The organism is Marinobacter sediminicola (genome assembly GCF_031157525.1).
Classification (GTDB): Bacteria; Pseudomonadota; Gammaproteobacteria; order Pseudomonadales; family Oleiphilaceae; genus Marinobacter; species Marinobacter sediminicola.
The window spans coordinates 201,965-218,159 of sequence record NZ_JAVIXR010000007.1 but is presented as its reverse complement, the minus strand read 5'-3'; the positions used below and the strand labels follow the sequence as shown (position 1 = coordinate 218,159).

Here is a 16,195-nt window from a genome sequence, read left to right as displayed (position 1 = left end):
CAGTTGACCTTCTCAATCCACCCCGTCTCAGCGGTGTGTCCCTCGAAGGAGATGCGCATTCTACAGACACACGCAGATCTGTCAACGGCCATTTTGAAATAAACTCAAAATAGCCGAAAATCGATCAAGCAGTGATCAAAATGCGGGCAATCTTCTTCTTCCCAGCCTGAATCACACAACTATCACCTTCGACAAAGGCACGATCACCCTCAAATTGCTGACCATCAACAAACACCGCACCGCGACCCAGGACATCACGCGCAGCCGCTCCATTCTTTACAAGGCCAGCCATTCGCAAGACAGACGGCATAAGAATCTCCGCCTGCCCCTCCAGGGAAACCTCTACTTGAGGAACATTCTCCGGGATATCCCCCAATGCAACCCGGTTACCTGCGGACTTGTGGGCCGTACTTGCAGCTTCTTCGCTGTGAAAACGGGTAATGATCTCTTCCGCCAACAGCTTCTTGTAGTCCTGGGGATTAGCCCCCTCCTCAACAGCCTTCTGGAACTCAGCCACCTCCGCAAGGGGACGGAAGCTCAAAAGCTCAAAGTATCGCCAAAGCAACTCATCGGGCACAGACAGTAGCTTGGTGTACATCTCACCCGGCGCGTCGTTTACACCTATATAGTTACCCAAAGACTTGGACATCTTCTGAACGCCATCCAGACCCTCCAATATGGGCATAGTCAGGACAGCTTGCGGAGCCTGACCGTAGTGCTTTTGCAATATACGCCCCATCAGAAGATTGAACTTCTGATCCGTACCGCCGCACTCAACATCCGCCTCCAGCGCAACCGAGTCGTAACCCTGTATTAGCGGGTAAAGAAACTCGTGTATGGCAATCGGTTGTTCAGAGCGATAGCGCTTGGTGAAGTCGTCACGCTCCAACATCCGGGCAACAGTATACTGACCCGCTAACTGGATCATGTCGGCCGCAGCCATCTTGCTCATCCACTCAGAGTTGAAGACCACCCGGGTTTTGTTCGGATCCAGAATCTTAAACACCTGCTCTTTATAGGTAATCGCATTTTGCGCGACCTGCTCATCGGTTAACGGTGGCCGGGTGGCACTCTTACCCGACGGGTCACCGATCTTTCCGGTGAAGTCTCCTATAAGGAAGATGACCTCGTGCCCGAGATCCTGAAACTGGCGTAGCTTATTAATCAGCACGGTATGACCGAGATGGAGATCGGGGGCTGTAGGGTCGAAACCTGCCTTAATACGCAAAGGGCGACCTTCTTTTAACTTCGCAACCAGATCATCTTCCGGTATTAGTTCGTCTACGCCTCGCTTGATAATCGCCAGCGCTTCATCAATAGATGCCATGAATCTTGTATCCCCAATCGGTTTCACAAAAAATATCAGTTACAGACTTCAACAAAAGAACTCTGTGAGTTACCTGGTGCCCTGCTAAAGTGTAAGCGCTCAGTTTTTAAACAATGCCGGGCATTTCGGGCGGTCGCATTATATCAATGGCACCGCAAGAAATCCGGCCTGCAGCGCAACAACCGTAATGTTCTACGCTGTTCCACGCGCTTTTTATACGGTAATCTGTTGGTTCACACTTGAACAACAGCTTTAACTAGATGGCACAAGCTGCCGGAATACGGATTGAAACGGATGCGACACTTGTTGAAAATGTTTCCAAAAACCCATATTACCATTGCCGCTGCTGCAACCGTTGTAGTATCTGCCGCAATTTTGATGAGCCCCAGCGCCGACGTTGAGGCCAAACGAATGTCATATACCCTCGACTTGGAGCAGGGTAAGGCGTCAGCAATTATCTCCCAAAAGTCGCCACAGAAGCGCTCCACCGCTGCCGAGCCCGTTGCTGCAGATCAGCCTGCTGTTGTTTCTCCGGAGACTCCAGAGCCTGTAACCGCCGAAATTACACCCCGCCATACCTGGCAAACATTCGATATTAAATCAGGCGACACACTATCTTCCCTTTTCAAGAAAGCGGGATTCAACGACGGCACCATGCTCTCCGTAATTCATGGCGAAGGTGAGGCAGACAAGCTGCAACGCCTCTACGCTGGCGAAACGATCCGCTTTGCCATTGATAGCGACGGTGAGCTTGCAGCAGTTGAACTCCAGCGCAGCCGCCTGGAAACACTGAAGATTGACATACAAGAAGGGACTTTTACAGGCCAAACGGAAGTCCGCGAACCCGAGCCCAAGCCTGCGTTTGCTTCGGGCACCATCGATGGTTCACTTTACCTCGCCGCGCGCGAAGCTGGGCTAAACGATCGCCTAACTATGGAGCTTTCTGGCATATTTGGCTGGGATATAGACTTTGTTTACGACGTTCGCAAGGGCGACCAGTTTGAAGTTGTCTATGAAGAACTCTATCTCGATGGTGAGAAGTTCAGCACCGGACGCATTCTGTCTGCTCGCTTCGTAAACCGTGGCGAAGAAAACGTTGCCCTCCTTTATACAGACAGCAATGGCGATAGCGACTACTACACACCCGACGGTAAAAGCATGCGCAAGGCTTTCTTGCGCACACCTATCGACGCGCGAATTTCCTCGTCATTTAACCTACAGCGCCGCCACCCTGTACTGGATGTAGTGCGCCCTCATGAAGGAACAGATTACGCCGCACCTCCAGGATCACCAATCAAAGCTGCGGGTAATGGTAGAGTTCAGTTTTCCGGCTGGAAAGGCGGCTATGGCCGTACAATTGTTTTAAAGCACGGTGACAACATCACCACGCTGTATGCACACATGAGCCGATTAGCTAAAGGCATGAAAAACGGCGCCCGTGTCAAGCAAGGCCAAACTATAGGCTACGTTGGCTCCTCCGGCATGGTAACCGGGCCACACTTGCACTATGAATTCCGCGTAAACGGCTCGCCGCGCAACTCGAGAACCGTAAAATTGCCTGATGCACAGCCAATTCCGGCGACTGAAATGGCACGATTCAAAAAGCATACGCAACAGCAAGTTGCACAGTTTGAAGCCTTCCGGACAAACTACCAGCACCTGGCTTTGGCCTCGGACAACTGAGTTATTATGGACACCTGGATCGGGCTCATGTCCGGCACCAGCATGGATGGCATAGATGCCGTGCTGGTGTCCTTCCAGGGCAAATCTGTCCGCACTCACGCCACGCACTCCTCTCCTTATCCTGAAGCCCTGCGCAAGCGCTTGGTACTGGCTAGCCAGAATCAGGCCACACCAGACGAAGTGGGCGAACTCGATACACTGGTCGGCACACTTTTCGCAAACACCGCGGAAGCCCTGATCTGCAAGTCCGGGGTAGACAGGTCGTCAATTCGTGCCATTGGAAGCCACGGACAAACCGTGAGGCACCAACCTTCCGGGCCCGGCCGCTTCTCACTCCAGATCGGCAACCCGTCAATCATTGCAGAGAAAACCTGCGTTACGACAGTGGGAGATTTCCGCAGCCGTGACATGGCCGCTGGTGGGCAAGGCGCTCCTCTGGTTCCAGCCTTTCATCAGCATTTTTTCGGTTCGGACACAGAAGACAGATGCATCCTCAATCTCGGCGGCATCGCCAACATAACCTGGATTCCATCAGCTCGACGCAGCCCGGCAACCGGCTTCGACACGGGGCCTGCAAATGCTCTGATGGATGCATGGTGCCAGGATCAAACCGGACGCCTTTACGATGAAGACGGCCACTGGGCCATGGAAGGCATTGTTGACCACGCACTGTTGAGTGACATGCTCACGGATGCTTACTTTGAGCGGCCGACCCCCAAGAGCACCGGGAAAGAAAAGTTTAATCTTGAATGGGTTAAAACTCTGGTGAAGCGACACGAAAATGTTCTGCCAGAAGACGTTCAGCGCACACTACTGCAACTGACCGTGATCACAGCGATCCGACAAATGCCTCAGTCACCGGGCATGATCGTTTATGCCTGTGGCGGGGGTACTCGGAATAGCTTGCTTATGAAGGAAATTTCTCAGGGACTTAGCCCTATTCGCGTGCACAGCACCGCTGAACTCGGTCTTGATCCGCAGTGGGTAGAGCCTACTGCATTTGCATGGCTGGCACAGCAAACGATGGAGCACAAACCAGGGAACTTGCCAGAGGTAACCGGAGCTAAAGGTCCGCGAATTCTTGGGGCAATTTACCCGGCATAATACAAGCGATCGCTGCCGGGCATTAAACTCACACAACCTCAAATCGTAAACGAGCTACCACAACCACAGGTAGAGCTCGCATTAGGGTTCTGTACCACAAACTGAGAGCCCTGCAAGCCTTCCTGGTAATCTACGGTGGCGCCAACAAGGTACTGGTAACTCATAGGGTCTACCAGCAATACAGCTCCATCCCGCTCAATTACGGTATCTTCCTCATCCTGAGTTTCATCAAATGAGAACCCGTACTGAAACCCCGAACATCCACCGCCGGTAACAAACACGCGCAGCCTGAGGTCGGAATTGCCTTCCTCATCAACCAGTTCTCGTACTTTGTTGACCGCACTATCGCTGAAAAACAGCGGTGCTGCCATTTGCTGTTGAACTACACTCAAGCTTGCCTCCGGATTACCTGATACAACTGCATTGATTATGGTATTCCTGAGTAAAACAATCAACTATTCGGACTTACCACCATCTTCGCCGGAAGACTCGTCAGCGCTTTCGACGGAAAGATTGCGATCAGCTTCCGGCCGCGACACCTTATCTTGGGTCAGCAACCCAGAAGGCTCACGCTGGTGAACGAGATTGCCGTTTACCGATGCGCCCATCGCCATCTGGATGAGATTGTAGTAAACGCTGCCGTTAATAGCGGCCTTTTCAGCGAGTTCCAGATGCGCAGACGCATACACGTCGCCGTGAACTGTTCCGTTAATGACTACATGCGGGGCGGATATGTCGCCGGTCACCTCACCTACCTCTGAAACTCTCAGAACTGCATCACTCCCCTCTTCAGACAGCACTTTGCCTCTGATATGACCATCAACATGCAAGCCGCCAGAAAAACGCACATCCCCTTCTATGGTCGTGCGCGAAGAGATCAGCGTATCGAAGTTACCGGTGGCCCGACGGGGCTTTGCCTTTTTCTTGCCAAACATTTCTAGTTCTCCGTTAAATCGCCCCAGCCGAAGGTTCGTTCGGCCTGCGAGGATTTGCGTCCTTCGGCCTGAGCAACCACCTGCACTTCAAGTGGTTCAAAACCGTCTGGCAACGTCAGTTTACCTTCCACATCCTGGAAATACCGAAAGCGGAATTTCACGCCAAGATCCTCTATTTCCTGGGAAAGGTCTCGCAGTGCAATGACTTCTTTTTCCTCATCGCGCACGCCAATTACATTGACGGCAACAACTCCTGAAATATAGCTCTTGTTGTTACCAACCTGGGTTAGCACGAGCTTGAAGTTATAAACACCCGCCAGGCGATCGTTGGCCAGCGAAAACCGATCAACCTGCAACCCCTTGCTGGTTTCTGAGGGCGCCATGATATTTTTATAGAACGTGAGATCCGATTTAAGCGAGCCTACCCGGGTTTCCAATTCCACAATAATGTTCCGGGCCTGATTCAGTGCTTGCTCATCGATGAGTTTACCACGCTCGAGATTAACCAAACGCTGACGAGCATCGCGGTAGTTGGCTTCCAGCGCTGCAAGCTTGTCCTCCAGCCGCTCGTTTGAGGCCTCGACCCCTGTGGACCGAAAGCCTCCCTGAGCCAGCCCGGCTGCATACCCGCCAGCGCCAGCAATCACTGTCAATACGATCATAATCAGCACCCGCTTCAGCCGATACCCCGGCCGATGGCGGATAACAACATACTCCTCAGAGGGCTTTCGTTGTTCGCTCACTGGCGTTCCTCACGGCAGTAGCGCAGGTGCTTCAAGGCCCAGCGTTTCTTTGAGGCCAAACATGATGTTCATGTTCTGGACAGCTTGGCCGGCCGCGCCTTTCACCAGGTTATCAATCACAGAGGAAATGATCACAATGTTGCTCTGTTCCTGGCGATGCAGTGCCATACGGCACAAGTTTGCACCCCGTACACTCCGGGTCTCCGGATGGCTACCGAACGGCATCACGTCTACAAACGGCTCGTCACGGTAACGCTCCTCGAACAGTGCCTGCAAACGGTCAAAATCAACCGGATTCTTCAGTTCTGCATAGAGCGTTGCTTCTATGCCGCGAATCATCGGAACAAGATGAGGCACAAATGTTACACCGGTTTCAGTGCCGGCCGCGGCAGACAAGCCCTGTCGAATCTCCGGCAAGTGACGGTGGCCTGATGCCCCATAGGCTTTGAAACTTTCACTGACTTCACCATGCAACATGGCAATTTTGCCCTGTCGGCCACCGCCGCTGGCGCCGGATTTGGCATCTGCAATCAACCGTGACGGGTCAACCAGCCCACTCTCCAGCAGTGGGAGAAAGCCCAGCTGAACCGCTGTCGGATAGCACCCGGGGTTAGCAACCAGCTGTGCCTTGGCAATTTCAGCGCGCGCGACTTCTGGCAAACCGTAAACAGCCTTTTCAACCCACTCCGGTGATTTATGGGGCAAGCCGTACCACTGGGACCATACCTTCAGATCCTTGAGTCGGAAGTCTGCTGACAGGTCAACAACCCGCACACCCGCAGCCATTAACTCAGGAATCATCTCCATTGCAACGCCGTGTGGTGTTGCAAAAAACACCAGATCGCAGGCGGCAAGAACACTGGCGTTCGGCTCTGAATAAGCCAGATCAAAGTGCCCACGGAGATTTGGGTACATATCGGATACCGGCACTCCGGCCTCAGATCTTGAGGTTATGCAGCTTACCGTTGCTTCCGGATGAACAGCGAGAATTCTGAGGAGTTCGACGCCGGTGTAGCCGGTGCCGCCCACAATGCCTACTTTTATCAACTTGCTCTCCAGCGACGTTGGATAAGGATTTCGAGGTGTCTTTGCCTGTAGCTTAACGCCTTAGTCTATCATGATAAACCAACGACTCATTGCAGCCTGCAAAGTGACAGTTACAATGATGTCAGAAACCCTCTGGAAGGCCACTCTCTTGTTCCGGAACATCGGCACCCATGAATAAAGTCTGGCATCGGATTAGTGAAAGAATAACCTCTGTTTTCACACGCAGTATGTCCGGTGTGGATTCTTTACCACAGCTGGCTATTCTGGGTCTGCTATCCGGGCTGGTCACGGGCGCCGTGATTCTGGTCTTCCGGCTGGCCATCGAATGGCCGCTGGAGTATTTCCTGCCGGGAGAAGGCTCCGAAGCGTTTGAAAGCCTCGATATAATCACCCGCGGCGTGCTGCCACTTGCAGGCGCGCTCAGTATTGGCCTGTTTTTACACCGCCTAGCCACTCATGACCGGAAAGTTGGTGTCGTCCATGTGATGGAGCGCCTGAATTACCACCAGGGTTACATCACCGCACGGAGCGCTATTATTCAGTTCGTTGTGGGTGTGGGCACGGTGATCACCGGGCAATCAGCTGGCCGGGAGGGGCCTGCCGTTCATTTGGGCGCTGCATTCTCTAGCCTCATGGGGCAGTGGATGCGCCTACCCAACAACAGCATACGCACCCTGGTGGCATGCGGTTGTGCTGCCGCCATATCCGCATCATTCAACACCCCAATTGCCGGAGTAATTTTCGCCATGGAAGTGGTGATGATGGAGTACACGATAGCCGGGTTCACGCCCATTATTCTTGCGGCCGTTAGCGCAGCGGTGGTCACCCAGCTAGTGTATGGATCTGAGCCCGCATTTAACGTACCTGCGCTGACCATGAACTCGTTTCTGGAGATACCCTGGATTCTGGTTATTGCTATTATTATTGGCGTTTCCGCAGCGCTATTCATTCATCTGGTCGACGCCATGGGGCGGTTCAACCAGCGCCCCATCTTATTGCGAGTGATCATCGCCGGGATGCTGATGGCCGTTGCCGCTGTGGCAGTTCCCCAAACCATGGGCATTGGATACGACACAGTAAACGAAACCATGAACGGCGAACTCGGCCTCTGGTTACTTCTTAGCGTAGGTGCTGCGAAACTGGTTATCACCGCGTTGACCGTCGGGCTGGGCATGCCCAGCAGCATTATAGGCCCAACGCTTGTCATGGGCGCTGCGCTTGGCGGGGCTCTGGGCCTCATCGGGGGAGACATCCTCCCCGGCCACGCTTCATCGGTCGGCTTTTATGCCATGCTCGGAATGGGCGCCATGATGGGTGCGGTGTTACAGGCTCCCCTAGCCGCGCTAATGGCTCTTATGGAGCTAACCCGCAATCCCAACATTATTCTTCCCGGTATGCTGGTTATTACCACAGCTACGCTTATCACAAGTGAGGCATTCGGAAAAAAATCCCTCTTCCTGACCGTACTTAAAAGCCAAGGCCTTAGCTATCAAAGCTCACCGGTTATCCAGGCTTTGCGACGGGTATCTGTGGCGGCAATCATGGACAAGAGCATACTGCGCATAAATAGACACCTCACGGCGGAAGAGGCCCGCAAAGCGCTCCAGGCGGAACCAAAGTGGTTGATCGTCGATGGCAAGAACGGCCCCACAGCTTTGTTACCTGCGGTCGACCTTGCCCGTTACCTGGAAGATTCAGTAGATGCCGCGTCGAACGAAACGGACGAACCTGTCGAATCGATTGACCTGATGGACATACCCGCACACCGGCGCGATATTGCACCGGTGCAATATCAAGCGACCCTCGAAGAGGCAATGCACGAGTTTGAGAACTCCAGCGCTGAGGCGTTGTATGTGCAACGCCATGTAGCACCAATGATTCAAAGGGTTTACGGCGTTATGCTTAAATCTGACATCGAAAGTTATTACCAATATCGACGGAGCTGATCAATGCTGTGGGTTAAGGCCTTTCATATAATTTCTCTGGTGTGCTGGTTTGCCGGCCTGTTCTATCTGCCAAGGCTGTTCGTCTACCATGCAGCCTGTGAGGACGAGCCGGGGCGCGAGCGTTTCAAAATCATGGAGCGCAAACTCTATCGGGGCATCACCACACCCTCAATGATTGCCACCGTGATCTTTGGCACCTGGTTGCTTACTTATAATGTGTCGGGCTACTTCAGCCAGGGCTGGCTGCATGTAAAGCTGCTGCTCGTGGCATTGTTGATTATCTACCACTTTTATTGCGGGCATCTGGTCAAGGTGTTCCGCGACGACCTCAACACTCGCGGCCATGTATTCTATCGCTGGTTCAATGAGTTGCCGGTGCTTATCTTGCTCGCAGTTGTTATTCTCGCTGTCGTTAAGCCGTTCTAGGGAGTTTTAGCAATCAAATACTACACTCGCCCCCACGTACTTGTTCTTTCCGGCCTGGACCCTTCCGGCGGCGCCGGCATCCAGGCGGACATTCAGGCCATCACATCACTCGGGTGCCACCCGTTACCTGTGCTCACTTGTCTGACTGTTCAGGATACCCGGAATGTATACGGTGCCGAAGCCGTCAACCCGGAACTGATACGTGAGCAACTCAGATGCATCGCCGAAGATGTCCCAATACACGCGGTAAAAACCGGAGCCCTGGGCAACTCTGCGGTTGTGGATGTTTTGGTTGAATTTCTCAAGAAGCATCCGGATATCCCGGTGATAACCGACCCGGTAATCAAGGCAGCTGGCGGTGGCGATCTGGCGGATGATGAACTGCTTGCCACCATGAAAGCACGCCTATTCCCCCTGGCGGAGATGATCACCCCTAATGGTGTAGAGTTGGCCTTACTGGAGGAGTGTGATGATCCTGCCGAGGCTGCGCGCAAACTACTCAGTAAAGGGTGTGCTTCGGTGCTCGCAACCGGTGGGCATGGCACTGGAATTCACATCACCAACACACTTTACAACCACGCCCCCACACCCACATGGTGGGATGTTGAGCGCATTGGCGGAGAATACCATGGCACAGGCTGCACACTGGCAGCCGCAATTGCTGCCGGTCGAGCGCTAGGTCTATCACCCCGTGCCGCGATTTCCCAAGCTCAGAACTACGTGCACCGCACTATTTTGCACGCCCTTAAGGTGGGAAGAGGCCAACCGGTTCCGGATCGGGGCATTCTGTGGGAGCGATGAAACGGCGTATACCCATCGGGCTTTATGCCATTACCGACAGCCAACTAACTCCTCCTGCAACTATGGTTGCCTCCGTAGAAGCCGCCATTCTCGGCGGTGCTGTGATGGTGCAGTATCGGGAAAAGTCGGCGCCCATGGCGGAACGGCTGGCACAAGCAAGAAATCTGCAATCCGTATGCGCCACTACAGACACCCCTCTGCTGATTAACGATGATGTCGGGCTAGCAAAGCGCATAGGCGCTGCGGGTGTTCACCTTGGCCAAACAGATGGATCGGCGGCAGAGGCTCGTCATCTGCTTGGGGATGGCGCAATTATTGGTATTACATGCCATGCCGACCTTGCACTGGCTGAAGCAGCCGCCGCAGGTGGCGCAGATTACCTGGCATTTGGTCGGTTTTTCAATTCATCAACCAAACCGGATGCCCCACCCGCCTCAACTGCCATATTGGCCGAAGCAAAACGTTTCAAGCGGCCAGTTACGGCCATTGGTGGGATCACTACAGAAAACGGCGAGCTCCTTGTTCGCGCGGGCGCAGATCTGCTAGCGGTTGTTGGCGGACTTTTTGGGGGTAACCCCGAAGCCACAATACAGAAAGCACAGACATTCCAAAGGCTGTTTGCCAGCCACCATCCACTATTTTCAACTCCCAGATAACAGGAGCTCCCACAAATGACACACTCCGAAACCCTGTTCGAACAGGCACAGAAATACATCCCTGGCGGCGTTAACTCCCCCGTTCGCGCATTCCGTGGCGTGGGTGGCACCCCGATCTTTTTCAAACACGCTGAAGGCGCCTACCTCTACGATGAGGACGGCCAGCGCTATATTGATTACATCGGATCCTGGGGCCCAATGATTCTTGGCCACTCTGACAAGCGCATCAAAGAGGCCCTGCACGCTCAGGTAGATCTCGGGGTTGGCTACGGCGCACCTACCTCTATCGAAACCGATATGGCTCGCAAAGTGTGCGAACTGGTACCGTCAATTGATCTGGTGCGCATGGTGAACTCTGGCACCGAGGCCACTATGAGCGCCATTCGGCTAGCCCGCGGATTCACCGGCCGCGACAAAATCATCAAGTTTGAAGGCTGCTACCACGGGCACGTTGATTCACTGTTGGTTAAAGCTGGCTCCGGCGCACTAACCTTGGGCGTTCCCAACTCGCCCGGCATTCCCAGTTGCCTGGCTGAGCTCACGCTGACTCTCGACTTCAACGATATTGAAGGTGTTCGCAAGACCTTTAAAGAAATGGGCGATGAGATTGCAGCCATTATCGTGGAGCCGGTTGCAGGCAACATGAATTGCATACCTCCGGTTCCGGGCTTTCTGGAGTGCCTGCGTGAAGTCTGCGATGAGCACGGCACCGTGCTGATATTTGACGAAGTGATGTCCGGGTTCCGCGTATCACTCGGCGGTGCTCAGGGTCTGTATGGGGTAACCCCGGACCTGACAGCGCTAGGCAAGGTAATCGGCGGAGGCCTGCCTGTTGGCGCCTTTGGTGGAAAGCGTGAAATCATGGAGTATATTGCGCCTCTAGGCCCGGTGTACCAGGCCGGCACGCTGAGCGGCAACCCACTGGCCATGAGCGCAGGTCTGGCAACCCTGAACGCCATCTCTGAACCAGGTTTTCACGATCGTCTGACCGAGAAAACTGTTGCACTACGGGATGGCTTGAAGGCTGCAGCAGATGCGGCAGGCATACCTTTAGCCGTTCAGGGCGCAGGCGCTATGTTTGGTTTCTTCTTCACTGAAGAATCCAGTGTTACCAGCTTCAATCAGGTAATGGCCTGCGACGTGGAACGCTTCAAGACATTTTTCCAAGGCATGCTTAAAGAAGGAGTTTACCTCGCGCCTTCTGCCTTTGAGGCTGGTTTCACTAGCGCCGCTCTGTCGGATCAGGACATCGCCGATACGATTGCTGCAGCCAAGAAGGTTTTCGCAACTCTTTAATTGCCCAAGCTTGTCGGTTCAGATCGGGCAATACGCTTTTGCACCGACACTCGGCAGGACGTCAAAACGATGTCCTGTCGAGACAATCTGTGACCCTCGTCACGCTATAACCCCCTCCCTGGAAGTTTTGCCCCTTTAGCCGTTGACTATAAAACCGCACTGATCAAATTATAGCCAAGTATCCGTAGCGATGCTCTGACGGCAAACATCTAACAACAACATGGAAGTCAGTAAGCAGAGGCTCTGCGCCATGCGTTATGGCACAGGCGCGAAGTATCTGGAACAACCCGTTAGGTTGAGCCGCAGTTTGAATAACAAACACAACCTCAAACTGTAGGAAAAACCATGAAACTCTGGATCAAAACACTCGCTCTGGTTGTGACCATAGCTTGGTCAGCCCCCTCCGCCGCCTGGTGGTGGAACTCTAAACCCGCAAATTACGCTGGCACCCAATACCCCATAGTATTGGTGCACGGTATGTTCGGCTTCAACTCGATTATTGGCGTGGACTACTGGTATGGCATCGCAGAGGATCTCCGCAAAAATGGCGCGGATGTTTATGCAACGCAGGTACCGGCCCTGGAAAGCACTATTGCCAGGGGTGAGGAACTGCTGTCACAGGTAGAATCTATTGCTGCCGTGCACGGCAAAGTAAACCTCGTAGGCCATAGCCATGGCGGACCTACGGCCCGCTATGTAGCCCGGGTACGGCCTGACTTGGTGGCCTCGGTTACATCTATAGGCTCGCCTCACAAAGGCTCCGCTGTTGCTGATGTGATCATCGGATCACCAGCAAGCGGACTGGCAAATACGTTGGGCAACGCGCTTGGCGGTCTTATAGACCTGATCTCCGGCGGCGGATACGATCAAAATATGGAAGCAAGCCTTCAATCTCTTACAACCCAAGGCAGTGCAGAGTTCAACAGCTTTGCACCTGCAGGCATCCCAACAAGCGCCTGCGGTGAAGGCGCACATTCCGCAAACGGCGTTCGCTTCTATTCCTGGGGTGGCACTGGCGTTCTCACCAACGTTCTGGATCCTTCCGACGCCCTACTTGGTGTTACCAGCCTGGCAATGGGTTCATCTCAGCATGACGGCCTTGTTGAGCGCTGCAGCAACCATTTTGGCAAGATTATCCGGGACAACTACTTCATGAATCACCTGGATGAAGTAAACCAGGCATTAGGACTGCACAGCTTATTTGAGACCGATCCGAAAGCTGTAATCAAGCAACACGCAAACCGGTTGAAGAACGCCGGTCTTTAAGCGACACCCGGCCCTGCCAGAAAATCTCTCTGGCAGGGTCATTCACCACGCTATGTTACAAGGCTGCCGCACGCTCTTCAGCTTGGCTTGCCCCTGCCACATTACCCCGCGCCCTGCGTATATCCGCCAGCAACAACCAACCTGCCCGCTGCAGGCGGGAATCGTTTCCCGCCAGAGATAACCCTTTCAACGTAAATTGCTCTGCAGGCCCAAGCTTATTACCGGCCACATAGGCTTCCGACAACTTGAAGTAGACCTCTGCAGATCTCGGCGCGATTCTTTGCGCTCGCTCCAGCCGAACAATGGCACCCTGGGTATCGCCCCTTTGTAACAGGGCGTCCGCTTCGCGAACCAGACTGAGAGCTGCCGGTGAAAGTGCGTCTCCGGCATCCTGATAACTCGGTTTGCTGCTACGCTGGGGCTGCTGTTCTGGCTCTCGGCTTTCCGTCTGCTCACTCTTGCGCCAGACTTGAGTCTCGTCTTTTCCTTCAGCCGTCTGTGGTGGTTCCGGCGCACGTTCAGAGCCCCCTGCAGGCACGTAAATAGGGCCTCCCGGACCAGTTGCGCAACCCGCCAGGCTCAGAAATGCTGCCAACATACCCACATGAAAAACACCTTGCCTACTCATTGGAACAACCCTTCAAACCAGCCTCGAATTTTCCGCTCAAGGGTACCAGAGCAAGACACCTTCTGTGTCGGCTCACTACCCGATATAAACGGCAGAAGGCGCGCATTATCGCAGTACTCATCGGTTAATGCCTGCTTTTCCGGATTTACCCAGTGGTAGCTGACACCATCGGGTATTACCGGGGAGAAACCGTGCTGTGGCACTTGTGCCATGAACCGCGACCATACGGGCAAGGCTCCGGTAGCGCCGGTTAGCGCGGTGGGTCCATTATCGTCCCGGCCCACCCAGGCAACCGCCAGCAAATCTCCGCTGAAGCCGGCAAACCAGGAGTCGCGGCCGTCGTCGGTTGTTCCGGTTTTACCGGCCAACGTAAGCTCCTTGGGAACCGAGTAGTAAGCCGAGCGCCCTGTACCTTCCTGCATGGTTTCTTGCATTGCGTACTGCAGCAGATGCACTGCCGCGGGGTCCGCCACCTGATCCACCTCAAGGCTATAGCGTGAAAGCGCTCCGCCGGCTGAATCCGTCACTTCTCTGATCGTGCGCAACGGCGTATTGAACCCGGACGTCGCCAAGCCTTGATAGATTTGGGCAACGGTGACCGGGCTCATGGCAACCGAACCCAATAGCATGGACGGGTATTCAGAAATCGGTGTTGCCACACCAAACGCCCGCAAGGTTTTAATGACAGCCGGAACGCCAACATCCAGGCCCACACGCACGGCGGGCAAGTTATAGGACTTCGAGAGTGCGCGATGCAGGGGTACTTCGCCACGCTCTTCACCACTGTAGTTTTTCGGCTGCCAGCGCCGGCCGTCATCAAATTCAAGCGTAAAAGATTTATCCAGCACTGGCGTCATCAGGGTGTAACGATCCGGCTGTTCCAACGCGGTCAGATAAGTAAACGGCTTGATCAGGGATCCTATGGGGCGGTTAGCATCCAAAGCCCGGTTAAACCCGGCAAACTGCGGGTCTTTGCCGCCCACCAGAGCCAGAACTTCACCGGAATCCTTGGCGGTGACTACCAGCGTCGCTTCCAGGGCTTTGCCGACATCTCCGCTGGCCAGCCTAGGCAAGGTATCCGTAACGGCATACTCAGCTGCGTACTGAATGGCCGGGTTCAGGGTGGTAAAAATTCGGAGACCATCGCTGCGCAGATCTGCTTCTTTGTAATCCCGTGCCAGATGCCGCCGAACAAGATCGATATACGCGGGGTAGCGGTTTTCTGAATACGACGGTTTTGCACTAACGCCAAGTGACAGGCCGCGAGCACGGGCCGCTTTTGCTGAATCAATCAGGCCAGCATCCTCCATCTCACTGATAACCAGATTGCGTCGCTGTGTCGCTCGCTCCGGATGGCGACGGGGGTTGTAATAGCTCGGTCCTTTAACCATACCCACAAGCAGCGCAATCTGGTGAACGCCCAGGTCTTTCAATGACTCACCAAAATAGAACTGGCTGGCCAACCCGAACCCGTTGATGCTGCGGGTGCCCGCCTGCCCCAGATACACTTCGTTCAGGTAGGTTTCCAGTATGTCGTCTTTCTCGTAATGCCATTCGAGCAAGATCGACATCAAAGCTTCATTGCCCTTGCGTAGCAGGGTCTGATCCCGAGTAAGGAAAAAGTTTTTAACCAGCTGCTGCGTGAGGGTGCTGCCGCCCTGAACGATTTGCCCAGCGCGCATATTGGCCAGCATGGCACGGCCTATGGAGGCCGGTGCAATTCCAAAATGGTTATAAAAGTTGCGGTCTTCCACAGCCATCAGGGCCTGGGGCAGCAACTCAGGGACCTCTTCCAGACGCACCAGTATGCGATCTTCCTTGTGCGCCGGGTAAATTCCGCCAATGCGCGCAGGTTCGAGCCTTACGATTGCTGCGTTGTCACCGGAGGATACGGAGAAACCCTGGATACGATCGCCATATATGTTCAAAGAAAGCCTTCGCCTGGGCTCATTGCCATCCGGAAAACGAAATCCGCGGGTGCTGATAATAAAGTGGCCGCCGTTGCGCCGGTAACTACCAGGCTTTACTCCGTCGCCCTTGCGATAGCCCGCAAGCGTCAATTCCCGCTCCAGTGCGCCCGAACTTACCCCTGCGCCATCGTAGAGTTCCAAGGGCCGCGCATACACTCGGGAAGGCACTTCAAAGCGCCGCCCCTCAAATCTGGATGTGACGACTGCGTCGAGGTACACCATCCAGCAAGCCAGCAGCACAAGGCCAATGGCAGACACACGCATGAACAATTTCCAGAACCAGGAGCGGCGCCCATTCCCGGCGTTTTTTTTCTGGGGCTTTTTATTGGGCTTTTTTGCAGAGGAGCTGTTTTTTTTCATGTGTGGA

15 protein-coding genes are annotated in these 16,195 nt (G+C 54.2%); 8 read left to right on the top strand and 7 right to left on the bottom strand.

Going from position 1 to position 16,195, the window contains the following annotated elements:
* Nucleotides 1–124 precede the first annotated feature (124 nt).
* Nucleotides 125–1,327: a tyrosine--tRNA ligase gene (gene tyrS / locus RG807_RS11905; protein WP_309045076.1), complete on the bottom strand. Its 1,203-nt coding sequence runs from the start codon at nucleotides 1,325–1,327 to the stop codon at nucleotides 125–127.
* A gap of 303 nt (nucleotides 1,328–1,630) precedes the next feature.
* Between tyrS and RG807_RS11900 the strand changes: the two genes are divergently transcribed.
* Nucleotides 1,631–3,010 (top strand): OapA family protein, encoded by a 1,380-nt coding sequence (locus RG807_RS11900; RefSeq protein WP_309045082.1) that lies wholly within the window; start codon nucleotides 1,631–1,633, stop codon nucleotides 3,008–3,010.
* Between the two features lie 6 nt (nucleotides 3,011–3,016).
* A complete protein-coding gene (locus RG807_RS11895; protein ID WP_309045075.1) occupies nucleotides 3,017–4,114 on the top strand; it encodes an anhydro-N-acetylmuramic acid kinase in 1,098 nt (365 codons plus the stop codon).
* 38 nt (nucleotides 4,115–4,152) lie between these two features.
* On the opposite strand, the gene erpA is transcribed toward RG807_RS11895, so the two are convergent.
* From erpA to argC, 4 genes are all read right to left on the bottom strand, one after another.
* Complete coding sequence (erpA, locus tag RG807_RS11890) at nucleotides 4,153–4,485, bottom strand: iron-sulfur cluster insertion protein ErpA (protein WP_298453167.1); 333 nt, start codon at nucleotides 4,483–4,485, stop codon at nucleotides 4,153–4,155.
* A gap of 84 nt (nucleotides 4,486–4,569) precedes the next feature.
* Nucleotides 4,570–5,049 carry a bactofilin family protein gene (locus tag RG807_RS11885; protein WP_309045074.1) on the bottom strand — a complete coding sequence of 160 codons (480 nt, stop codon included), beginning with the start codon at nucleotides 5,047–5,049 and terminating at the stop codon, nucleotides 4,570–4,572.
* Nucleotides 5,050–5,051: 2 nt separating this feature from the next.
* Nucleotides 5,052–5,792 (bottom strand): DUF6776 family protein, encoded by a 741-nt coding sequence (locus RG807_RS11880; RefSeq protein ID WP_309045073.1) that lies wholly within the window; start codon nucleotides 5,790–5,792, stop codon nucleotides 5,052–5,054.
* 9 nt (nucleotides 5,793–5,801) lie between these two features.
* Nucleotides 5,802–6,839 (bottom strand): N-acetyl-gamma-glutamyl-phosphate reductase, encoded by a 1,038-nt coding sequence (gene argC, locus RG807_RS11875; RefSeq protein WP_309045072.1) that lies wholly within the window; start codon nucleotides 6,837–6,839, stop codon nucleotides 5,802–5,804.
* A 170-nt stretch (nucleotides 6,840–7,009) separates the two neighbouring features.
* On the opposite strand from argC, the gene RG807_RS11870 reads away from it, so the two are divergent.
* From RG807_RS11870 to RG807_RS11845, 6 genes are all read left to right on the top strand, one after another.
* Nucleotides 7,010–8,785 carry a chloride channel protein gene (locus RG807_RS11870; protein ID WP_309045071.1) on the top strand — a complete coding sequence of 592 codons (1,776 nt, stop codon included), beginning with the start codon at nucleotides 7,010–7,012 and terminating at the stop codon, nucleotides 8,783–8,785.
* A gap of 3 nt (nucleotides 8,786–8,788) precedes the next feature.
* Complete coding sequence (hemJ, locus tag RG807_RS11865) at nucleotides 8,789–9,211, top strand: protoporphyrinogen oxidase HemJ (protein WP_309045070.1); 423 nt, start codon at nucleotides 8,789–8,791, stop codon at nucleotides 9,209–9,211.
* A 12-nt stretch (nucleotides 9,212–9,223) separates the two neighbouring features.
* Nucleotides 9,224–10,012 carry a bifunctional hydroxymethylpyrimidine kinase/phosphomethylpyrimidine kinase gene (gene thiD, locus RG807_RS11860; RefSeq protein ID WP_353962127.1) on the top strand — a complete coding sequence of 263 codons (789 nt, stop codon included), beginning with the start codon at nucleotides 9,224–9,226 and terminating at the stop codon, nucleotides 10,010–10,012.
* On the top strand, nucleotides 10,000–10,668 hold the full coding sequence (gene thiE / locus RG807_RS11855) for a thiamine phosphate synthase (protein ID WP_309045069.1): 669 nt from the start codon (nucleotides 10,000–10,002) through the stop codon (nucleotides 10,666–10,668). The genes thiD and thiE overlap by 13 nt, the downstream gene beginning before the upstream one ends.
* Before the next feature lie 15 nt (nucleotides 10,669–10,683).
* On the top strand, nucleotides 10,684–11,964 hold the full coding sequence (hemL, locus tag RG807_RS11850) for a glutamate-1-semialdehyde 2,1-aminomutase (protein WP_309045068.1): 1,281 nt from the start codon (nucleotides 10,684–10,686) through the stop codon (nucleotides 11,962–11,964).
* A gap of 345 nt (nucleotides 11,965–12,309) precedes the next feature.
* Nucleotides 12,310–13,230, top strand: coding sequence for a lipase family alpha/beta hydrolase (locus RG807_RS11845; RefSeq protein WP_309045067.1), 921 nt, complete (start codon nucleotides 12,310–12,312; stop codon nucleotides 13,228–13,230).
* A gap of 55 nt (nucleotides 13,231–13,285) precedes the next feature.
* On the opposite strand, the gene RG807_RS11840 is transcribed toward RG807_RS11845, so the two are convergent.
* Complete coding sequence (locus tag RG807_RS11840) at nucleotides 13,286–13,858, bottom strand: tetratricopeptide repeat protein (RefSeq protein ID WP_309045066.1); 573 nt, start codon at nucleotides 13,856–13,858, stop codon at nucleotides 13,286–13,288.
* Nucleotides 13,855–16,188 (bottom strand): penicillin-binding protein 1B, encoded by a 2,334-nt coding sequence (gene mrcB, locus RG807_RS11835; protein WP_309045065.1) that lies wholly within the window; start codon nucleotides 16,186–16,188, stop codon nucleotides 13,855–13,857. The genes RG807_RS11840 and mrcB overlap by 4 nt, the downstream gene beginning before the upstream one ends.
* Nucleotides 16,189–16,195: the final 7 nt, after the last annotated feature.